Annotated in this window: 16 protein-coding genes and 1 riboswitch; of the genes, 7 read left to right on the forward strand and 9 right to left on the reverse strand. The window is 64.9% G+C overall.

Translation table 11 applies throughout. From position 1 onward, the window contains the following. The 7 genes from FHJ30_RS17055 to FHJ30_RS17085 all read right to left on the reverse strand — a co-directional run. A partial coding sequence (locus tag FHJ30_RS17055; RefSeq protein ID WP_139030460.1) for an L-serine ammonia-lyase occupies nt 1–975 on the reverse strand: 975 nt, incomplete at its 3' end. Nucleotides 976–1,240: 265 nt separating this feature from the next. Continuing rightward, complete coding sequence (gene glyA / locus FHJ30_RS17060; protein WP_139030461.1) at nt 1,241–2,563, reverse strand: serine hydroxymethyltransferase; 1,323 nt, start codon at nt 2,561–2,563, stop codon at nt 1,241–1,243. Then, nucleotides 2,560–2,943: a glycine cleavage system protein GcvH gene (gene gcvH, locus FHJ30_RS17065; protein WP_139030462.1), complete on the reverse strand. Its 384-nt coding sequence runs from the start codon at nt 2,941–2,943 to the stop codon at nt 2,560–2,562. The genes glyA and gcvH overlap by 4 nt, the downstream gene beginning before the upstream one ends. A gap of 104 nt (nt 2,944–3,047) precedes the next feature. Further along, entirely contained in the window at nt 3,048–4,181 is a 1,134-nt protein-coding gene (gene gcvT, locus FHJ30_RS17070; RefSeq protein ID WP_139030463.1) for a glycine cleavage system aminomethyltransferase GcvT, read from the reverse strand. Between the two features lie 10 nt (nt 4,182–4,191). Continuing rightward, nucleotides 4,192–7,044, reverse strand: coding sequence for an aminomethyl-transferring glycine dehydrogenase (gcvP, locus tag FHJ30_RS17075; protein WP_139030464.1), 2,853 nt, complete (start codon nt 7,042–7,044; stop codon nt 4,192–4,194). Nucleotides 7,045–7,204: 160 nt separating this feature from the next. Then, nucleotides 7,205–7,302, reverse strand: a riboswitch (glycine riboswitch). A 199-nt stretch (nt 7,303–7,501) separates the two neighbouring features. Then, complete coding sequence (locus FHJ30_RS17080) at nt 7,502–7,693, reverse strand: SRPBCC domain-containing protein (RefSeq protein WP_240793748.1); 192 nt, start codon at nt 7,691–7,693, stop codon at nt 7,502–7,504. A gap of 8 nt (nt 7,694–7,701) precedes the next feature. Next, nucleotides 7,702–8,001 carry a hypothetical protein gene (locus FHJ30_RS17085; protein ID WP_139030465.1) on the reverse strand — a complete coding sequence of 100 codons (300 nt, stop codon included), beginning with the start codon at nt 7,999–8,001 and terminating at the stop codon, nt 7,702–7,704. A gap of 80 nt (nt 8,002–8,081) precedes the next feature. On the opposite strand from FHJ30_RS17085, the gene FHJ30_RS17090 reads away from it, so the two are divergent. The 6 genes from FHJ30_RS17090 (at nt 8,082) to FHJ30_RS17115 (ending at nt 13,985) form a co-directional block, all read left to right on the forward strand. Beyond that, nucleotides 8,082–8,441 carry a VOC family protein gene (locus tag FHJ30_RS17090; RefSeq protein ID WP_139030466.1) on the forward strand — a complete coding sequence of 120 codons (360 nt, stop codon included), beginning with the start codon at nt 8,082–8,084 and terminating at the stop codon, nt 8,439–8,441. 116 nt (nt 8,442–8,557) lie between these two features. After that, the gene (locus tag FHJ30_RS17095) at nt 8,558–9,400 is read left to right on the forward strand and encodes an IclR family transcriptional regulator (protein WP_139030467.1); all 843 of its coding nucleotides are present in this window, start codon (nt 8,558–8,560) and stop codon (nt 9,398–9,400) included. A gap of 123 nt (nt 9,401–9,523) precedes the next feature. Beyond that, nucleotides 9,524–10,852, forward strand: coding sequence for an MFS transporter (locus tag FHJ30_RS17100; RefSeq protein WP_139030468.1), 1,329 nt, complete (start codon nt 9,524–9,526; stop codon nt 10,850–10,852). Further along, nucleotides 10,852–11,898: a zinc-binding dehydrogenase gene (locus FHJ30_RS17105; protein ID WP_139030469.1), complete on the forward strand. Its 1,047-nt coding sequence runs from the start codon at nt 10,852–10,854 to the stop codon at nt 11,896–11,898. Before FHJ30_RS17100 ends, FHJ30_RS17105 begins: the two co-directional genes overlap by 1 nt. Continuing rightward, on the forward strand, nt 11,895–13,076 hold the full coding sequence (gene rhmD, locus FHJ30_RS17110; protein WP_139030470.1) for an L-rhamnonate dehydratase: 1,182 nt from the start codon (nt 11,895–11,897) through the stop codon (nt 13,074–13,076). Before FHJ30_RS17105 ends, rhmD begins: the two co-directional genes overlap by 4 nt. A gap of 54 nt (nt 13,077–13,130) precedes the next feature. Further along, on the forward strand, nt 13,131–13,985 hold the full coding sequence (locus tag FHJ30_RS17115; protein ID WP_139030471.1) for a fumarylacetoacetate hydrolase family protein: 855 nt from the start codon (nt 13,131–13,133) through the stop codon (nt 13,983–13,985). A gap of 109 nt (nt 13,986–14,094) precedes the next feature. On the opposite strand, the gene FHJ30_RS17120 is transcribed toward FHJ30_RS17115, so the two are convergent. Both FHJ30_RS17120 and FHJ30_RS17125 read right to left on the reverse strand, forming a co-directional pair. Then, on the reverse strand, nt 14,095–15,909 hold the full coding sequence (locus FHJ30_RS17120) for a S8 family serine peptidase (RefSeq protein WP_171059112.1): 1,815 nt from the start codon (nt 15,907–15,909) through the stop codon (nt 14,095–14,097). 399 nt (nt 15,910–16,308) lie between these two features. After that, the gene (locus FHJ30_RS17125; protein WP_228404383.1) at nt 16,309–17,589 is read right to left on the reverse strand and encodes an MFS transporter; all 1,281 of its coding nucleotides are present in this window, start codon (nt 17,587–17,589) and stop codon (nt 16,309–16,311) included. A gap of 278 nt (nt 17,590–17,867) precedes the next feature. Between FHJ30_RS17125 and FHJ30_RS17130 the strand changes: the two genes are divergently transcribed. Beyond that, nucleotides 17,868–18,593, forward strand: coding sequence for a GntR family transcriptional regulator (locus FHJ30_RS17130; protein ID WP_240793749.1), 726 nt, complete (start codon nt 17,868–17,870; stop codon nt 18,591–18,593). Nucleotides 18,594–18,672: the final 79 nt, after the last annotated feature.

Consider the following 18,672-nt stretch of genomic DNA (forward strand, 5'->3'; position numbering starts at 1 on the left):
CCCCGGCGCGAAATGCAGCGCGTAGTACAGCACCGCCGGGATGATCCCCGCCGCACCGTTCGTCGGCGCCGTGACCACCCGGCCGCCCGAGGCATTCTCCTCATTCACCGCCAGGGCAATCAAATTAACCCACTCCTGCCAATACTTCGGGTCATGGAACTCCCCCGAGCCGGCGCCGGCGTCCTGGCCGTCCACGCCGGGGCGGGCGCTTTCCTTCCGCAACCGGTCGTACCAGTCAGGGGCACGGCGCCGGACCTTCAACCCGCCCGGCAGCACCCCCTCACGCTTCAGGGACGTGGCCACGCAGCCCTCCATCACGGAGTAAATATGCAGCAGGCCTTCCCGGATCTCCTCCGGGGTCCGGCTGTCCTCCTCGTTGACCCGCATCACCTCACTGATGCCCAAGCCGGTGTCCCGGCAGTGCCCCAGCAGTTCCGCGGCGGTCCGGAACGGCAACGGCAGCTCCTTCTTGGACTCCTCCAGCTCCTGCAGCGCCGCGTCCTCCTCACCCTCACGGACAATGAACCCGCCACCCACCGAAAAGAACGTGGCGGCGTGCAGGACGTTGCCGCCGGCGTCGGACACCGTAAACGTCATCCCGTTCGTATGCCGCGGCAGGACCGTCAACGGCCGCAGCACCATATCCTTCACCCCATACGGCAACGCCACCGCACCGGCCAACTGCAACATCCCGGTCTCCGCGATCGAGGCCAGCCGCTCCTCCACCTCATCCGGCAGGATCAGCTCCGGATGGAACCCCTCCAACCCCAACAGGATCGCGGTCATCGTCCCGTGTCCGTGACCGGTCGCCGCCAGCGACCCATAAAGATCCACCCGCAACGACGCCACCCCCGCCAGCACACCGGAGGCCTTGAGCTCCTCCGCAAAAACAGCAGCAGCCCGCATCGGCCCCACAGTATGCGAACTCGAGGGCCCAATCCCGATCGAAAACAGATCAAAGACTCCAACAGCCATGACGGGTATTCCTAACTAAACGGTGGTTGGGGTGGAGCGGGCAGGACATCCTCTGCATGCTCGGTCGCGAAGACGCCCGCTGAGCGGACGTGACGCTCCCTTAGACGCATGCTGCCGGATGCCCCGCCCACTCCGAGGGCACCTCACCAGGCGAGGGACCCGCCAGGGGCCGGCGGAGCCGGACTTTTCGAAAGCGTGCGTCAAAGCGACGAAGGAGCAGCACGCGTGAAAATGTCCGGTCCGCCGGTCCCGAAGCCAGCCAGCTCTAGGACAGGGGTGCGACGCCCGGGTAGAGCGGGTGGGCCTTTGCCAGGGACTCGACGCGGTGACGCAGGCCGGAAAGGTCCGTATCGGCGTCGGCCGTTAGTGCCTCGGCGATGATGTCAGCAACCTCACGGAAGGCAGCCTCACCAAACCCGCGCGTCGCCAGCGCAGGCGTGCCGATCCGCAGGCCGGAGGTGACCATCGGCGGGCGCGGGTCGAACGGCACGGCGTTGCGGTTGACCGTGATGTCGATGGCCGCGAGCCGGTCCTCGGCCTGCTGCCCGTCGAGCTCGCAGTTGCGCAGGTCAACGAGGACCAGGTGCACATCGGTGCCGCCGGACACCACGCTGATGCCCTTGGCCGTGACGTCCGGCTGGACCAGGCGTTCGGCCAGGATCCGGGCGCCGGCCAGCACGCGCTCCTGCCGCTCGCGGAACTCCTCGGACGCGGCGATCTTGAACGCCACGGCCTTGCCCGCGATCACGTGTTCCAGCGGGCCGCCCTGCTGGCCGGGGAACACAGCCGAGTTGATCTTCTTGGCGATGTCGGCGTCGTTGGTCAGGATGATGCCGCCGCGGGGACCGGCGAGGGTCTTGTGCGTGGTGGACGTGGTGACGTGCGCGTGCGGGACCGGCGAGGGGTGCAGCCCCGCGGCCACCAGGCCGGCGAAGTGCGCCATGTCCACCATCAGGTACGCACCGACGGAGTCGGCGATGCGGCGGAACTCGGCGAAGTCCAGCTGCCGGGCGTAGGCGGACCAGCCGGCCACGATCAGCGCGGGCTTGGTCTCCTGCGCCAGTCGCTCCACCTCTGCCATGTCCACCGTGTGGGTGTCCTCGCGGACGCCGTAGGGGACCACGTTGTAGAGCTTGCCGGAGAAGTTGATCTTCATGCCGTGGGTGAGGTGGCCGCCGTGGGCCAGGTTCAGGCCCATGATGGTGTCGCCCGGCTTGATCAGCGCGTGCATGACCGAGGCGTTGGCCTGCGCGCCGGAGTGCGGCTGGACGTTGGCGAACCCGGCGCCGAAGAGCGCCTTGATCCTGTCGATGGCGAGCTGCTCGATGACGTCCACGTGTTCGCAGCCACCGTAGTAGCGCTTGCCCGGGTAGCCTTCGGCGTACTTGTTGGTCAGCACCGATCCCTGCGCCTGCATCACGGCGACGGCGGTGTGGTTCTCGGAGGCGATCATCTCCAGGCCGTCACGCTGGCGGGTGAGTTCGTCGTCGATCTTCGCGGCGATTTCCGGGTCCAGCGCGGCGAGGTTGGCGTCCAGCGACGGCGACACCACCTGTTCAAAGGCGGTCACGTCTGCCGGGGCGGTCACAGCTCGCCGCCGTTGGCTGAGGCGTACTCTTCAGCGGACATCAGCGGGCCTTCTTCAGTGACGGAGACCTTGAAGAGCCAGCCGGCGGCGTAGGGATCGTTGTTGATCAGGGCGGGATCGGAGACCACTTCGTCGTTGATTTCCACTACTTCGCCGGTGACGGGAGCGTAGAGGTCGGAGACGGATTTGGTGGATTCCACCTCGCCGCAGGTCTCCCCTGCGGTCACCGTGGAGCCGACCTCGGGCAGGTCCACGTAGACGATGTCGCCCAGGGCTTCGGCGGCGACGGCAGAGATGCCGATGTTGGCGGGGCCGGATCCGTCAGCAGCAACCCATTCGTGCTCGGCGGAGTACTTGAGTTCAGCAACAACTTTTGCCATGTGTAATTCCTTAGGTTCGTGTGTGAAAAGTGAGAGAGCGTCAGCCCAAAAGGCGCATCAAGTGAGAGAGCGTCTGGAGAAAACGCACATCAAGTGAGAGAGCGTTACTTCTGGCGCTTGTAGAACGGGAGGGCCACTACTTCGAAGGGTTCCGCCTTGCCGCGGAGGTCGATGTCCAGGGCGGTGCCGGGTTCGGAGTGTTCGACGTCGACGTAGGCCAGGGCGATCGGGTAACCGAGGGTGGGTGAAGGCTGGCCGGAGGTCACCTCGCCCACGACGTTGCCGTCCTTGAGGACGGGGTAGTGGCTGCGGCCGGCGCGGCGGCCCAGTCCCTTGAGGCCCACGAGCTTGCGGCCGGAGGTTGAGCCTGCACCGAGTGCTTTGAGCTCGGCGAGGACTGCCTTGCCCACGAAGTCCGATTCCTTGGCCAGCGAAACCACCGGGCCCAGGCCAGCGGCGTACGGGTTGCCTTCACGGGAGAGCTCATTGCCGTACAGGGGCATTCCGGCTTCGAGGCGCAGCGAGTCGCGGCAGGCCAGGCCGGCGGGGATGAGGCCGTGGCCGGCGCCAACTTCCAGGAGGGCCTCCCAGAGGCCGGCGGCGTCCTCGTTGGGGATGTAGATTTCGAAGCCGTCCTCGCCGGTGTAGCCGGTGCGGGCCAGCAGCAGGTCCTGGATAGCTCCGTTGACGGCGATGCCTACCTCAACGGCCGCGTAATACTTCAGCTCGGTCACCAGCGGGTGCTGTTCGGCGGGAACCAGCGTCAGCAGGATGGCCTCGGCGTTCGGGCCCTGCACGGCGATCAGGGAGGTCTCGGCGGACACGTCGTCAACAACAACGTCGAAGCCGGCAGCCCGCTCGGCAAGCGCTGCTGCTACCACGGCGGCATTGCCGGCGTTGGGGACCACCAGGTACTTGTCTTCACTACGGCGGTAGGAGATGAGGTCGTCGATGATCCCGCCGTCTTCCTGGCAGATCAGCGAGTACTTGGCCTTGCCCACGGCCACGGCGGACAGCTTGCCCGCCAGTGCGTAGTCCAGGAAGGCGCCGGCGTCAGGGCCGGTGACCCAGACCTCGCCCATGTGGGAGAGGTCGAACAGGCCGGCGGCGTTGCGGACGGCGTGGTGCTCGGCCAGCTCGGAGCTGTACTTCAGGGGCATCTGCCAGCCGCCGAAGTCGGTGAAGGAGGCGCCGGCAATCTTGTGCTGCTCGTAGAGCGCGGTGTAGTTCTCGGTCATCGGGAAATCCTTAGTTCTCAAATTCGGAAAGCGGAGGGCAGGAGCACACCAGGTTGCGGTCTCCCGCAGCGCCGTCAATGCGGCCTACCGGCGGGAAGTACTTGTCCTGGCGGAGCGAGGCCACGGGGAAGGCGGCCTGCTCGCGCGGGTACGTCCGCTCCCAATCAGAAGAGACAACGGCGGCAGCTGTGTGGGGTGCGTTGCGCAGCGGGGACTTCTCCACAGTGAAATCACCGGCGGCCACCTGGTCGATTTCCTTGCGGATGGTGATCATCGCTTCGATGAAGCGGTCGATCTCCGCAAGGTCCTCGGACTCCGTGGGCTCCACCATCAGGGTGCCCGCCACCGGGAAGGACAGCGTGGGGGCGTGGAAGCCGAAGTCGATGAGGCGCTTGGCCACGTCCTCGGCGGTAACACCGGTGCGGGCGGTGAGCTCGCGCAGGTCCAGGATGCACTCGTGTGCCACCAGGCCGGTCTCGCCGGTGTACAGCACGGGGAAGTGCTCGTCCAGGCGGGCAGCAACGTAGTTGGCCGCCAGCAGCGCGGACTTGGTGGCCTCGGTGAGCCCCTGCCCGCCCATCAGCTTCACGTAGGCCCAGGAAATCGGCAGCACACCGGCTGAGCCGAAGCGCGAAGCGGAAATGGCGACCCCGTGGCCGTCTTCATGGGCAGCCTTGTTCGCGTCGCCCGGCATGAACGGTGCGAGGTGTGCCTTGGCTGCAACCGGTCCGACGCCGGGTCCACCGCCGCCGTGCGGGATGCAGAAGGTCTTGTGCAGGTTCAGGTGCGAGACGTCGCCGCCGAACTTGCCCGGCTGTGCCAGCCCGACCAACGCGTTGAGGTTCGCGCCGTCAACGTAGACCTGGCCGCCTGCGGCGTGGATGGCGTCGCAGACCTCGCGGACGTCGGCGTCGTAGACGCCGTGGGTGGACGGGTAGGTGATCATGATGGCCGAGAGGACGTCCTTGTGGGCCTCGATCTTGGCCTCCAGGTCCGCGTGGTCGATCGTGCCGTCGGCAGCCGTGGCCACCACCACAACCTTCATGCCGGCCAGGACGGCGGAGGCGGCGTTGGTGCCGTGGGCCGAGGCCGGGATCAGGCAGACGTTGCGCTGTGCCTCACCGCGGGAGTGGTGGTAGCCGCGGATGGCCAGCAGGCCTGCGAGTTCGCCCTGTGAGCCGGCGTTGGGCTGGATGGACACCTGGTCGTACCCGGTGATCTCGGCGAGGTCGGCTTCCAAGCCGCTGATCAGTTCGCGCCAGCCTTCGGTCTGGGAGTCCGGCGCGAACGGGTGGATGGAGGCGAACTCGGGCCAGGAGATGGCTTCCATCTCTGCCGTGGCGTTCAGCTTCATGGTGCAGGAGCCCAGCGGGATCATGGTCCGGTCAAGCGCCAGGTCCCGGTCGGAGAGGCGGCGGATGTAGCGAAGCAACTGGGTTTCGGAGCGGTGGGTGTTGAACACCGGGTGCTGCAGGTAGGAGGAGGTGCGCAGCACCGATTCCGGCAGCTCAAAGCCCTCGCCGGACACAACCGGACCGGCGCCGAAGGCGACCGCCACCGCGGAGAGGACCTCCGGCGTCGTGGTTTCATCGACGGACACGCCAACCGTGTCCGCGTCGATGAGGCGCAGGTTGATGCCGCGGGCTTCGGCGGCGGTGATCACCTTGGCGGCCTTTCCGGGCACGCGGACGGTGAGGGTGTCGAAGAAGGTGTCGGACACCAGTTCGCGTCCGGCGGCCGTCAACGTGCTGGCCAGGGCGCGGGCGTTGTTGTGGACGGTTTCGGCGATCGCCTTCAGGCCGTCGGGGCCGTGGTAGACGGCGTAGAAGGAGGAGACGATGGCCAGCAGCGCCTGCGCGGTGCAGATGTTGGAGGTGGCCTTTTCGCGGCGGATGTGCTGCTCGCGGGTCTGCAGGGCCAGGCGGTAGGCGGGGACGCCGGCGTTGTCCTTGGAGACGCCGACGATGCGGCCGGGGAGGGTGCGCTCCATGCCGTCGCGGACGGCCATGTAGGCGGCGTGCGGTCCCCCAAAGAACAACGGCACGCCGAAGCGCTGGGTGGAGCCGACGGCGATGTCCGCGCCCTGCTCCCCCGGCGGGGTGATGAGGGTGAGGGCCAGGAGGTCCGCGGCGACGGTGACCAGGGCACCGCGGTCCTTGGCCTCGGCGATGACGGCGGACTGGTCCCAGACGCGGCCGGAGACGCCGGGCTGCTGGAGGACCACGCCGTTGATGTCGCCGTCGGGCAGGCCGGACGTGAGGTCAGCGACTTCAACCTCGAAGCCGAGGGCCTCGGCGCGGCCCAGCACGATGGCGATGGTCTGCGGGAGGAGGTCGGCGTCCAGGACGGTCTTGCCGTCCTTCGCGGTCTTGGACTTGTTGGCCCGGCGCATCAGCAGCACGGCTTCGGCCACGGCGGTGGCTTCGTCGAGCAGCGACGCGTTGGCAACGGGCAGGGCGGTGAGGTCCTGGACCATGGTCTGGAAGTTCAGCAGCGCCTCAAGCCGGCCCTGGGAAATCTCGGGCTGGTACGGGGTGTAGGCGGTGTACCAGGCAGGGGCTTCGAGGATGTTGCGGCGGATCACCGGCGGGGTCACGGTGTCGTAGTAGCCCTGGCCAATCATCTGCACGGCCATCTTGTTCTTGCCGGCGAGCTTGCGGAGCTCGGCGAGGACCTGGACTTCGCTCAGTGCGCCCTCAAGGGTGAGGGGCTTGTCCTGGCGGATGGAATCCGGGACCGCGCTGTCCACCAGGCCATCAAGGGTGTCGTAGCCGACTGCCTTGAGCATGGTGTCGATGTCGGACTGGCGGCGCGCGCCGATATGGCGGTCAGCGAAGGTGGTTGGGGACGATTGAACCGTCATGAGAGGAACTCCATAATTCAGGTGGCGAAGGGTGCCACTTTGATTCGGGTTCCTCCCCGCTCTGTATTGGACCTGAGAGTTTTGCATTGCCCTGCTGTTCAGCGGGACGCCACTTGCACCGTCGGTGAGCCCGGTTGCCCGGACTGCTTTCCAGAGTTGCCTTGCCGCGGCGGTACGTGGGCCTGAGAGATTCCTGGGGAGGATTTGCTCCTACGGCGCCTGCAGAACGTACCGGCAGGACTCTCCCGCCGCAGATCATAAGCACGTGCCACTGGTGGGTGACACGGCTCACACCATACAGGGTCACGGGGCGGGATGCAAAATCCGCGTCCCTCCAAGGCGGACGCACGACGGCGGGACACGCCCGCCGTCGTGCGCTTGCCAAAGCGTCACGAGACGCCGGCGAGGACCCCCGTCGATCCGCGCCAGCAGTCCGGGCCACCCGCTGCCCATGCCTTCAATGGCCTGCTTGCCCATGGGGGTGTCGAGGCGGAATCCGGTGTTCGTGGTGGAGCACCGTGCCGCCGTCCACCGGCTCGAGCGGCCAGGTGATGGTGGTGTCACGCACGCCCTCCGAGAAGAGGAAGCTAATGGATTTGCCGGGGTCGGCGGCGAGGACCTCGCACTGCTGCTGGCCCCAGGAGCCCATGTGCCTATTTAGGGGGCGGCCCTTTTGCCGATCCGATATCCAGCCCAGAACGCCAGCACCAGCAGCCCGAGTCCGGCGACGGCCAGCCCGATTTGTGTTCCTTGGGTCACGAAGGCGATGCCGTTTCCGCTGAAAAGTTGATTGCTCAGGGGCGCGTAGGCGAACCAGCCGAAGCTTGCGTTCGCGTTGCTCCATGCGACGAGGCAGCCCACTACTACCGCTGCCAGCCCTGCAATGGGCACGATGGCGGCAAGCAGGCTGGCAGAGTGCGGTGATTTGCGGCCTTCAGATGTGTTGTTGTCCCCCATGCAGGCGAGTCTAGCCGGGCTGCCCGCGGCATCCTTCCCGGGGCAAGACAGGCTCAGCCCGCCGGGTTTAGGCTGGGCGGATGTTGACCATCGGCAGCACAGTCCTCGGCGTCAACGACGTCGCCCGCTCAACCGCCTTTTGGCACGCCGCCCTCGGCTACGTCCCGCAGGAGCCCGGCGACGAAACCTGGGTGATCCTGGTGCCGGCATCCGGCCATGGAGCGCAGCTTGCCCTCATGCTGAGCGAGACGCCGGTCCAGGAGCACCCCCGCATCCACCTGGATTTGTATGCCGACGACCAGGACGCCGAGGTGGAACGGCTGGTTTCACTCGGCGCCCGGCGCGTCGACTGGGACCTCTACCCGGAGGACCCCGACTTCGTGGTCCTCGCCGACCCGGACGGTAACCGGTTCTGCGTCGTCGACAAGAGTCCGCGGTAGCACCGGAGCCTCTACCAACACCGGATCGGCGCAGTTGCCGGGACGCTTACAATTCAAGTATGTGAACTGTGGGCATTGGCTTTTATGCCCCTCGAGCCCTCACTGGGGAGTAGAAGATGGCCGAAGACCGCGGGAATCCGACAGTCAAGTCGGCGGACCGGGCCCTGACCGTGGTCGAATTCGTCGCCGGTAAGGGCTCCGCCAGCTTCACGGAAATTCTAGAAGGGCTGAGCCTGCCGCGTTCGAGCGCACACGGGCTGCTCAATACCCTCTGCGCCGCGGGCTGGCTCGACCACAACAGCGCTAACAAGCAATACTCACTGGGGTTGCGCGCCTGGCAGGTAGGCCAGCTCTACACCGGCCACCAGACCTTGGCCAACGTGGCCAAGCCGGTCATGGACCGGCTCTCGGCGTCACTGGGCGAAACCGTGCAGCTTGCGCTCCTTGATGGAGTGGAAAACGTCTATATCGCGATCAGCCAGGCCCCAGGCGGCATGCGCCTCGGCTCATCCGTAGGCATGCGTCTGCTAGCTCATGCAACCGGGATTGGCAAGGCCCTCCTGAGCATGCTTGAACCCGAGGAAGCCGAACGGCGCCTTGAGTCCGTTGCGCTGCCCAGGCTCACCGAAAAGACGGTAACGGACATTGGAGCCCTCAAGTCGCTGGTGACCCAAGCCAAAGGTGCCGGGTTTGCCCTTGACGACGAGGAGTACCTGGAGGGCTGCCGCTGCGTGGCCGTTCCCCTGACCAGCAAGGCGGGGGGAGGAATGTACGCTGCGCTCTCCGTGACCATGCCGACGGCAAGGACAGACGCGGGGTGGCCCGGAAACATACTCAGCCCGCTGGTCGCCGCGGCTCAGGAGATCCGCGCCCTCCTTGGTGTACGGGAACCAGATCTAACCGTTCCCGCTGAACGCAACTCGGACAACCCGCGCAACATTTCCGCCCGTTCCGCGTAGCACCGCGTAGCACCGCGCCATGCTTGCACCCCTCTGTGAGCTGTGCCATACTCAGGCTTGTTCACATTCGTGAACACTATTTCATATTCATGAACTCAACGAGGAGTTAGTGTGTCACTTCCAATGACAGCTCCCACCGGCCAAGCGCTGGCACCGATCGTCAGCCGCGTCACCCGCCGTCTCATCCCGGTCCTTCTGCTCATGTACATCCTGGCGTTCCTGGACCGCGCCAACCTCGGCTTTGCCAAGGCATCCTTCCAGGCGGACACCGGGCTGTCCGACGCGGCGTACGCCTTGGGCGCGGGCATCTTCTTCCTCGGTTACGCAGCACTGGAAGTTCCCAGCAACATCCTCATGCGCAAGCTCGGCGCCAAGATCTGGCTGGCCCGGATCATGATCAGCTGGGGCATCGTCTCCGCACTCATGATGTTCGCCCAGACTGAGTGGGCCTTCTACATCCTCCGTGTACTCCTCGGCATCACCGAGGCAGGGTTCTTTCCCGGCGTAATCCTCTACCTGACGTACTGGATTCCCACCCAGTTCAGGGGGCAGGTCAACGGACTGTTCTACTTCGGCGCACCGCTCGCCTTCATCTTCGGTGGACCGCTCTCGGGGATGCTTCTTGACCTCGACGGCCTGGGCGGGCTGCAGGGGTGGCAGCTCATGTTCCTCGTCACCGGCGCACTCACGGTGGCCGTGGGCATCTGGGCATTCTCCTACCTGGACAACGGACCGGCGGATGCGAAGTGGTTGAACGGCAGCGAGCGCGCCACCCTGATCGCAGCACTCAATGTCGAGGACCGGGTCAAAGCGGACCACTCCCCCAAGGGCGCCCTCCGCGCCCTGACGAACCCCAAGGTGCTGTACTTCTGCCTCATCTACTTCACCATCCAGATGAGCGTCTACGGCGTCACGTTCTACCTGCCCACCCAGATCGCCAAGCTCGTGGGCGCGAAGGTGGGGCTCGGCGTCGGGCTCATGACCGCTGTGCCGTGGGGATTCGCCATTCTCGCCACCTTCCTGCTCAGCCGGCTGGCAGATAGGACCGGAAAGCGCCGTCTCGTGGCCTCTGCGTCCCTGACCGCGGCAGCAGTAGGCATCCTGGCTTCCGCACTGACGGACAACCCGCTGATGGGACTCGCGGCACTCTCCCTTGGCGCTGCAGGCTTCATCTCCGTGCAGCCCGTTTTCTGGACGCTTCCCACCGGGATGCTCGTTGGCGCCGCCGCAGCCGGCGGGATTGCGCTGATCAACTCGATCGGCAGCCTCGGAGGGTTCGTCGCCCCCATCGCCAAGACCTGGGCGGAAGCCGCATTCGGCCCCAGCGCAGGGCTCTTCCTCCTGGCCGGTACGGCCATGGCCGGGGCCGTCCTGCTCTTCAACAGCCACCGGATCAGCAAGATCGTTGACACCAATCCGCTGGCCCAGCCCATCCCCGAGAAGGTGCACTGATGCGGGTACTCGAACTCAAGGACTTCCGGCAGCTTGTTGTGGCGGAACGGGCCGAACCCGGCGCCGGTCCCGGGGAGGTGCTCATCGACGTCGTTGCAACGGGCATCTGCGGATCGGACATCCATGGATACACCGGCGAAAACGGCCGCCGCGTTCCGGGCCAGGTCATGGGCCACGAGACAGTGGGCCGCATTGCCGCACTGGGAGCCGGGACGGAAGGCTCCGGCCTGGCTGTAGGCCAGCCGGTGACGTTCAACCCGCTTATCAGCTGCAACCGCTGTGAAGCCTGCGACGCCGGCCAGCAGCAGCACTGCCCGGACCGGACAGTCATTGGGGTCAACCCCGCGATCGTGTCCGCTTTCGCGGAACAGGTGGCGGTTCCGGTTGCCAACGTTGTGGCACTGTCCTCCGGGACGCCGATCGTTTACGGAGCGCTGATCGAGCCCTTGGCGGTCGCCTTCCACGCGGTGCGCCGCGCCCGGATCCGGCCGGGCCAGAGAGTCCTGGTCATCGGCGGCGGCCCGATCGGCCAGTCCGTCATCCTCGCTGCGCTGCAGGAAGGTGCGGAGCAGGTCCTGGTCTCCGAGATGGATCCGGCCCGGCGGGATCTCTGCGAACGCCTCGGGGCGACCGCGCTCGACCCTGCAGAGGGTCCGCTGGACCAGCAGGTCAGGACGCACTTTGGACGCCTCGCAGACACCACCGTGGACGCTGTCGGCATCAGACCCACGATTGCCGGTGCCCTGGATGCGACAAAGTTCGGCGGCGTCGTCTCGCTGGTTGGCATGGGTTCCCCGGAACTTGCCTTCAATGCTTACCGTGTTTCCACGGAAGAACGGGAGATCGTGGGCAGCTTCTGCTACAACAACCAGGACTTCCGCGATGCGGCCGCTTGGGTGGACCAGGGTTCCCCCGTATTGGCGGAGCTCATTAGCCGTGAAGTTCCCATGGAAGACGCCGACGCCGCGTTTGCCGGGCTGGCCGCGGCGGACGGCACCGCCGGCAAAGTATTGATCCGCCTCGATTCAGCAAGGAACAGCCAATGAGTATTGAAAACCGCATCCGCCACGTCCGCGCCTATACGCTGCGCGGCGGCGGAGCCGACTACCACGACCAGGACGCCGGGCACTGGATCGATGACCACATCGCCACGCCCATGTCCGTCTACCCGGAATACCGGCAGTCCCGCCAGAGCTTCGGACTGAACGTCCTGGGCACCCTGGTGGTCGAGATCGAGGCGGACGACGGCACCGTAGGTTTCGCCGTCACCACCGCGGGCGAACTCGGCGCCTTCATCGTGGAGAAGCACCTCGCCAGGTTCGTCGAGGGTGCACGCGTTACGGACATCGAAAAAATCTGGGACCAGATGTACAAGTCCACTCTGTTCTACGGCCGCAAGGGCGTGGTGCTGAATGCGATCAGCGCTGTGGACCTGGCGCTGTACGACCTCCTGGGCAAGATCCGGCAGGAGCCGGTGTACGCCCTGCTGGGCGGCCCGGTCAGGGACGAACTGACCATGTACGCCACCGGCGCCAGGCCCGACGTCGCCAAGAAACTCGGGTTCATTGGCGGCAAAATGCCGCTGCACCACGGGCCTGCCGAGGGTGAGGAGGGCCTGCGCAAGAACCTGGAAATGATCCGGGACATGCGGGAGAAGGTGGGCGACGATTTCTGGCTGATGTTGGACTGCTGGATGTCGCTGGACCTCGAATACGCCACGCGCCTGGCGCACGGCGCTGCCGAGTACAACCTGAAATGGATCGAAGAAGCACTCCCGCCGGACGACTACTGGGGCTACGCCAAGCTCAAGAAGCAGGTTCCGCCCAAGATGCTGGTGACCACCGGCGAGCATGAGGCCACCCGTTGGGGCTTCAAACTGCTGCTGGACATGGAGTGCGCGGACATCCTCCAGCCCGACGTCGGATGGTGCGGGGGTATCACTGAGCTCACCAAGATCTCAGCCATGGCAGACGCTGCCGGCGCGCTCGTCGTCCCACACGGTTCGTCCGTGTACTCGTACCACTTCGTCGTGACCCGGACCAACAGCCCGTTCGCCGAGTTCCTCATGATGCATCCAACCGCGGAGGAAGTGGTGCCCATGTTCTCGCCGATGCTGCTGGGTGAGCCGGTGCCCGTTAACGGCAAGATCAAGGTCCCCGAAACGCCGGGCTTCGGCGTCGAGTTGAACCCGGCGCTGGAGAAGCTGCGGCCCTACACGCACTGAACCACGAGTACCGACCGTTACAACAGACAAATTTTGCGAACAGGAACACATTCAATGGAACTCATGCGCCTCGGCGAACCCGGCCAGGAAATCCCGGTAGCCGTCCAGGACGGGAAGTACTTCGACCTGCGCTCTATCACCGTGGACATCGACGGTGAATTCCTGGGCGGCGGCGGCATCGCCAAAGCCCGGGCCGCCGTCGAATCCGGCCTCCCCGAACTTGAGGACGCCGCATCACTGCGCATCGGAGCGCCGGTTGCCAAGCCCGGTGCTGTGCTGTGCATCGGGCAGAACTACGCGGCCCACGCAGCGGAATCGGGGGATGCGCCGCCGTCGGTACCCATCTTGTTCTTCAAGCACCCCAACACGGTGGTTGGCCCGTTTGACCATGTGGTCATCCCTCCGGGTGCGGAGAAGGTGGACTGGGAGGTTGAACTTGCTGTCGTTATCGGCAAGCGCGCCTCGTACCTCGCCTCGCCGGAGGAAGCGCTGGGCTATATAGCCGGCTACACCGTCAGCAACGACGTCTCCGAACGCGCCTACCAGGTGGAGCACTCCGGAGGCCAGTGGTCCAAGGGCAAATGTTGCGCCACCTTCAACCCCCTGGGCCCGGCGCTGGTTCCGGCCGAGGAAGTGGGCGATCCGCAAAAGCTGCGCCTGCGGTCATCCGTGAACGGTGAGCCCAGGCAGGACTCCACCACGGCAGACATGATCTTCTCCGTGGCGCACATCGTCTGGCACCTGTCCCAGTACCTTGTCCTGGACCCGGGCGACGTCATCAACACCGGAACCCCGCAGGGGGTGGCCCTGTCCGGCAAATTCCCCTATCTCCGCGAAGGGGACACGATGGAAATCGCCATCGAAAAGCTGGGCCGGCAGGAGCAGAAGCTGGTCAGCTTCGAGCGCTAACGCCGGGAGCGCAAGACAAAGCGGACGACGGCGGGACCCCTCGCCGTCGTCCGCTTTGCTTTAAGGCGGCCAGCGATTCTCCTGGCTGGTTTTCCTGCCAAGCCGCTGCCTAGATGCCCTCATCAGGCGAACCAGCTGTGCGTTGACGAAGGCGAGGTTGCACTGCCAGCCGCCTTGAATGGCTCAATCTCCTGGTTGCATATGCAAAAGCCGAGCCAGCGAGAAGTAATCCGGCCGTGGTTGCCCACACAAGGTTGTTCGCCCCAGTGGCAGTTGTACCCGCGGGCGCGGCTTCTGTTGTGCCGCCGACGGGGACGGCGGAAGCACCCAGCGGCGACGGAGCAGAGAGTGCAACTGCTGCTGGCAACGATGCTTCTGAAGGTGCAGTTTCGGCGCCGTTAGCGACGTCATCCGCCGCAGCCGCAGGTGGAGTCGTTTCAGGTTCACCCACCGGCACTTCCGCTTTGCGGGCGTCGGCTGAGTACGGGGCGGAAGCGGAGCCTGCCTGAAGCACCCGAGCAGGGGCCGGCGCATCATCAGCACCTGGAGTGACAGTGGAGGCAGAAACAGGAGCTTCAATGGCGGTTAGGACCGGGGCAGGTGGTTCACTGGCACTTACCTTCGCTTCAGCGGGAGCTGGAACAGAAGCTGCAGTCCCTTGCAGCCCACAATGTGTGCCTACTCCCGCCCATGTATCACCAAGCTGCAAATTCGCGCAGGAGGGACGAGGCGGAGTGGGCGGGGGTACAAACAGCAACCTGTTAGGAGTTGCACCTTTGTTGGCGCTGACTGCACCGATCGTGGCGTTATTGATCATTGTCTGCTGAACTTCGGCCGGAGACAGCGAACGATCACGGGAAAGCAGGATCGCAGCCGCACCAGAAACGTGAGGAGTAGCCATGGAGGTGCCATCCAAATTGTTGCTAGCGGTAGGAGAGCTATTCCACGCAGACCTGACGGCTACACCGGGGGCCTGGATATCAACGCAGGAACCGTAGTTGGACCATGATGCCTGGGCATCATTGATGTTTGTTGCTGCGACGGTAATGGCAGATGGAACTTTGGCGGGGGAGGTAAGGCAGGCATCCTGACCGGAGTTTCCTGCTGCCGCTATTACTGTTATCCCGTCGTTTATGGCGCTTTGAACCGCCGTATCAAAGGAGGCATTGGTAAAACCGCCGACGCTTAGGTTCAACACCGCTGGTTGGCCGGCATTATGGTGCGATATCGCCCAGTCAATACCCGCCATGACTGTGGACGACCAGCCGCTCCCGTCACACTCAAGGGTTCGGACAGGAATGATGTTCGCTTTCTTGGCAACGCCGTACGTTGTTCCAGCGGCCGTTCCGGCCACGTGGGTTCCGTGACCGTTACAGTCATTAACTCCATGGCCGTCATTGATTGCGTTCCAGCTCGCAGGGACCCTGCCGGAAAACTCTGAATGGGACATGAGCAGTCCGGTATCAACGACGTAGACGTTCACGCCGGCCCCTTCAGCATCGAAGCCGTACTGCCCGTCTCTTCCGGACCGCTGATCCACCCGGTCAAGCCCCCAGACGGATGTGGAACTGGCTATCGAAGCACGGCTGTCGAGTTCCACGGACGCTACGTCTGCCGATTCTTTTAGCGACTCCATTTCCTTAGGTGTCGCCACAACTACTGAAGCCTTCATTGCGTGGGAAAGCGTCGCTTTTACTTCTATCCCGTTTTGTTCCAGGGACTTGGACTCCACTTCCGCGTTCACGTTATTGCCGTACTTAACGATGTATCGGCTCTCTCCCTCAGGCAGAGGAGGCGAGTAAGAGGGAGACGCGGGGGAAAGACTAAGGCCAGCATGAGCCACAGCGGGGCTCAGGAAGAGAGCCATTGATCCAGCAAAAACGGAGCTAACAGCAAAAAGGGCATGGGGCAAAAGCTTCTTCATGCAGTGGCTTTCCATTCAGGGCTCTTCGCGTGACGGTCGCATAAGGACAGGAGCGAAGAGCAGAGCTGGTCGACAATTTCCCTGCCGCGTTACCGGCCGGGCGTAGCAGACGGTCCGGGGCTTCTGGAGCCTGCCAGGTGAAGGGAAGCTGCGCACCAACCCGGGCTTACTGCTTATTGGTAAGGCAACTGTAAGCACGGGTTTGGATGCGAAAACGGGATTTGGTCCAAGACGCGGATTCCTAGGGAAATCCTGCGCATTTTTTGCGATAAGCCTTGCCTGGCGCTGGTGCCAGCCTCATCCGGATCCGCGCCGACCCGAGGGTTAGTGGAGCGCAGAACACAGCGAACGACGGCGGGACCTCCCGCCGTCGTTCGCTTTAGTTTCGTGCTCCTCCCGCTAGACCTTTGCGGGTTCTGCCACCTTCAGCGGTTCGATCTTGCCCATCACGAAGAGGTAGTTGGCGGCGCCGATCAGGGCCACCGCACCGATGACGGCGAGCGGTGCCACGAAGGAGCCGGTCTGGTCCACAAGGACGCCGATCAGGATCGGGGTGAAGATGCCCGCCAGGTTGGAGGCGAAGTTCTGCAGGCCGCCGATGGAGCCCACGTGGCGTGAGCTCGGGGCGACGTCGGCCGGCAGTGACCAGATGCCTGTTGCCGCGACGGTGAGGCTGGAGTATGCCACCGACAGCAGGGCCAGCGCCATCCAGGCCTCGGGTACCAGGGCCGCGAACATGATGACTGAGCCGCCGGCCAGGCCGCCGGCGATGGCGGTCTTGCGGACGCGGGTGATCGACACGCCCCGCTGGACGGCGCGGTCTGCAACGTAGCCGGCCAACCAGCCGAACAGCACGGCGCAGATTCCGGGGATGGCGCCGAAGAAGCCGAGCTTGAGCAGGTCGAAGCCGCGCTCCTTGACCAGGTAGCTCGGGAAGAACGTGATGAAGAAGTAGATGGCGCTGTTGAGGCAGAAGAAGCCGAACATCATGCTCAGGACTGTCCGGTACTTGAACAGCGACCGCCACGGAAGCTTTGCGGCACCCTCGTCATCACTGGCTGCGCTGCGCGCACCGCCTTCCTGGATATAGGCAACCTCGGCAGCATCCGCCGTCGGGTGCTCCTCCGGGCTGCGGTAGACCTTCCACCAGACGGCCGCCCAGATGATGCCGGCAATGCCGATAATGATGAACACGGCGTGCCAGGACGTGAAGGCAACAATCAGGGTCACGATCGGCAGGGCGATCACCGCGCCCACACGGGATCCGGAGTCCCAGATGCTCGTGGCAAACGCACGCTCCCGGACCGGGAACCAGGTGGCCACCACCTTGGCCGCGGTGCTGGGGGCGGGGCTTTCGCCAACACCGAGCAGGAACCGGGCGGCGAAAAGGGACCAGAAGTTTGTGGCGGCAGCGGTAACCATGGTGAAGACGGACCACCAGACGGCCGCGAGCGAGAACGACCTGCGCGGGCCCACCTTGTCCACGTACCAGCCGGCGGCCAGCTGGCAGAAGTCGTAGGCCCAGAAGAAGGCCGCGAAGATCAGGCCCTGCTGGGTTGCCGAGAGCTCGAAGTCCTTGCCCATGAACGGCAGCGCAACACTGAGGCTGGAGCGGTCGAGGTAGTTGATGCTGAGGCCGATGAAGGCGAGCCAGATGATCATCCAGCGTTTGCGGGTCATGGTTCGGGGAGCCTTGGGGGAAGTTTTGGGGGAAAGCCTACTGCCTAGAGCAGTCATACGGTCTCCTTTGACGTAAACATGGGCTTTGGGCGCAGCGGCCAAGGAAGGGCCGGGCGCATTTTCGGTGGGAACGATCATATAGGAATGTTGTTGATCATATATAGAAAGTGATCCAAGACAAGTCCCCGCCCGAAAAAACTTCGCCACGGTCCCCAGACCGGCCAGTGGCTTATGATTCCCACAGCGACTCCGGCAACACACTGCGAAGAGGTAAATGCGTGCCACCACGTCAACCGTCCGAGACTTCCCGCATCAAGGCAGCCGTCACCGACGTCTATTCCGCGATGCGGGCGTCCATCCTGAACGGGGAAATCGAGCCGGGCACCCGGATCAACATCGACGCCGTTTCCCGCGCCATGGGCGTATCCCAAACCCCGGTGCGGGAGGTGCTCCAGCGGCTGGAGGGCGACAACCTGGTGGTGTACACGCCTGGCCGCGGCTACAGCACTACTCCCCTGCTGGGCCTGGACGAGCTGCGTTCCCTATTTGAATTCCGGCTGCTGGTGGAGCCGTGGGCCGCCCGGGCGGCAGCAGTGGACCGGCTCGCCAACCCTGCCCGAACCCTGGAAAGGGAACTGGCCGCCTTCCAGGGCCTTATCCAGGCCGGCGGCGACCTGAGGCAGGACCTCGTTGCCCATGACACCCGCTTCCACGACACCATCCTTGCGGCGGCCGGTAACCCGGTGGTCCGGCACGCTTTCGCCCAGACGCACTGCCACCTGCACACCTTCCGCCTCTACCCCGCGGACGTGGACGGCGCCAGCACTATGGCCGAGCACTCGGCCGTCCGGGAGGCCATCCAGGCCTGCCGTCCGGAGGAAGCCGAAGCGGCCATGGCGGAACACATCAGGAATTCCTTTACCCGCTTTGCGCAGGCGTTCGAGGGAAAGGTGGACCTGGAGCCCCTCGAGGAGGGCGGGCCGCCCAGGACCCGCATCGTCTGACCGCAGGCGAGCCAGCAGAAGGAAGCCCGGCAACGCGCCGGGCTTCCTTTTTCGTTGGACCGGCCAGGGCACTTGATTT

This window comes from Arthrobacter sp. BB-1, from assembly GCF_006151685.1.
Classification (GTDB): domain Bacteria; phylum Actinomycetota; class Actinomycetes; order Actinomycetales; family Micrococcaceae; genus Arthrobacter.

Excerpts from the sequence above, each read along its gene's own strand:
- gcvH (WP_139030462.1), bottom strand. The coding sequence starts at position 2,943 with ATGGCAAAAGTTGTTGCTGAACTCAAGTACTCCGCCGAGCACGAATGG.
- gcvT (WP_139030463.1), bottom strand. The coding sequence starts at position 4,181 with ATGACCGAGAACTACACCGCGCTCTACGAGCAGCACAAGATTGCCGGC.
- gcvP (WP_139030464.1), bottom strand. The coding sequence starts at position 7,044 with ATGACGGTTCAATCGTCCCCAACCACCTTCGCTGACCGCCATATCGGC.
- FHJ30_RS17080 (WP_240793748.1), bottom strand. The coding sequence starts at position 7,693 with ATGGGCTCCTGGGGCCAGCAGCAGTGCGAGGTCCTCGCCGCCGACCCC.
- FHJ30_RS17085 (WP_139030465.1), bottom strand. The coding sequence starts at position 8,001 with ATGGGGGACAACAACACATCTGAAGGCCGCAAATCACCGCACTCTGCC.
- FHJ30_RS17090 (WP_139030466.1), top strand. The coding sequence starts at position 8,082 with ATGTTGACCATCGGCAGCACAGTCCTCGGCGTCAACGACGTCGCCCGC.
- FHJ30_RS17095 (WP_139030467.1), top strand. The coding sequence starts at position 8,558 with ATGGCCGAAGACCGCGGGAATCCGACAGTCAAGTCGGCGGACCGGGCC.
- FHJ30_RS17100 (WP_139030468.1), top strand. The coding sequence starts at position 9,524 with ATGACAGCTCCCACCGGCCAAGCGCTGGCACCGATCGTCAGCCGCGTC.
- FHJ30_RS17105 (WP_139030469.1), top strand. The coding sequence starts at position 10,852 with ATGCGGGTACTCGAACTCAAGGACTTCCGGCAGCTTGTTGTGGCGGAA.
- rhmD (WP_139030470.1), top strand. The coding sequence starts at position 11,895 with ATGAGTATTGAAAACCGCATCCGCCACGTCCGCGCCTATACGCTGCGC.
- FHJ30_RS17115 (WP_139030471.1), top strand. The coding sequence starts at position 13,131 with ATGGAACTCATGCGCCTCGGCGAACCCGGCCAGGAAATCCCGGTAGCC.
- FHJ30_RS17120 (WP_171059112.1), bottom strand. The coding sequence starts at position 15,909 with ATGAAGAAGCTTTTGCCCCATGCCCTTTTTGCTGTTAGCTCCGTTTTT.
- FHJ30_RS17125 (WP_228404383.1), bottom strand. The coding sequence starts at position 17,589 with ATGACCCGCAAACGCTGGATGATCATCTGGCTCGCCTTCATCGGCCTC.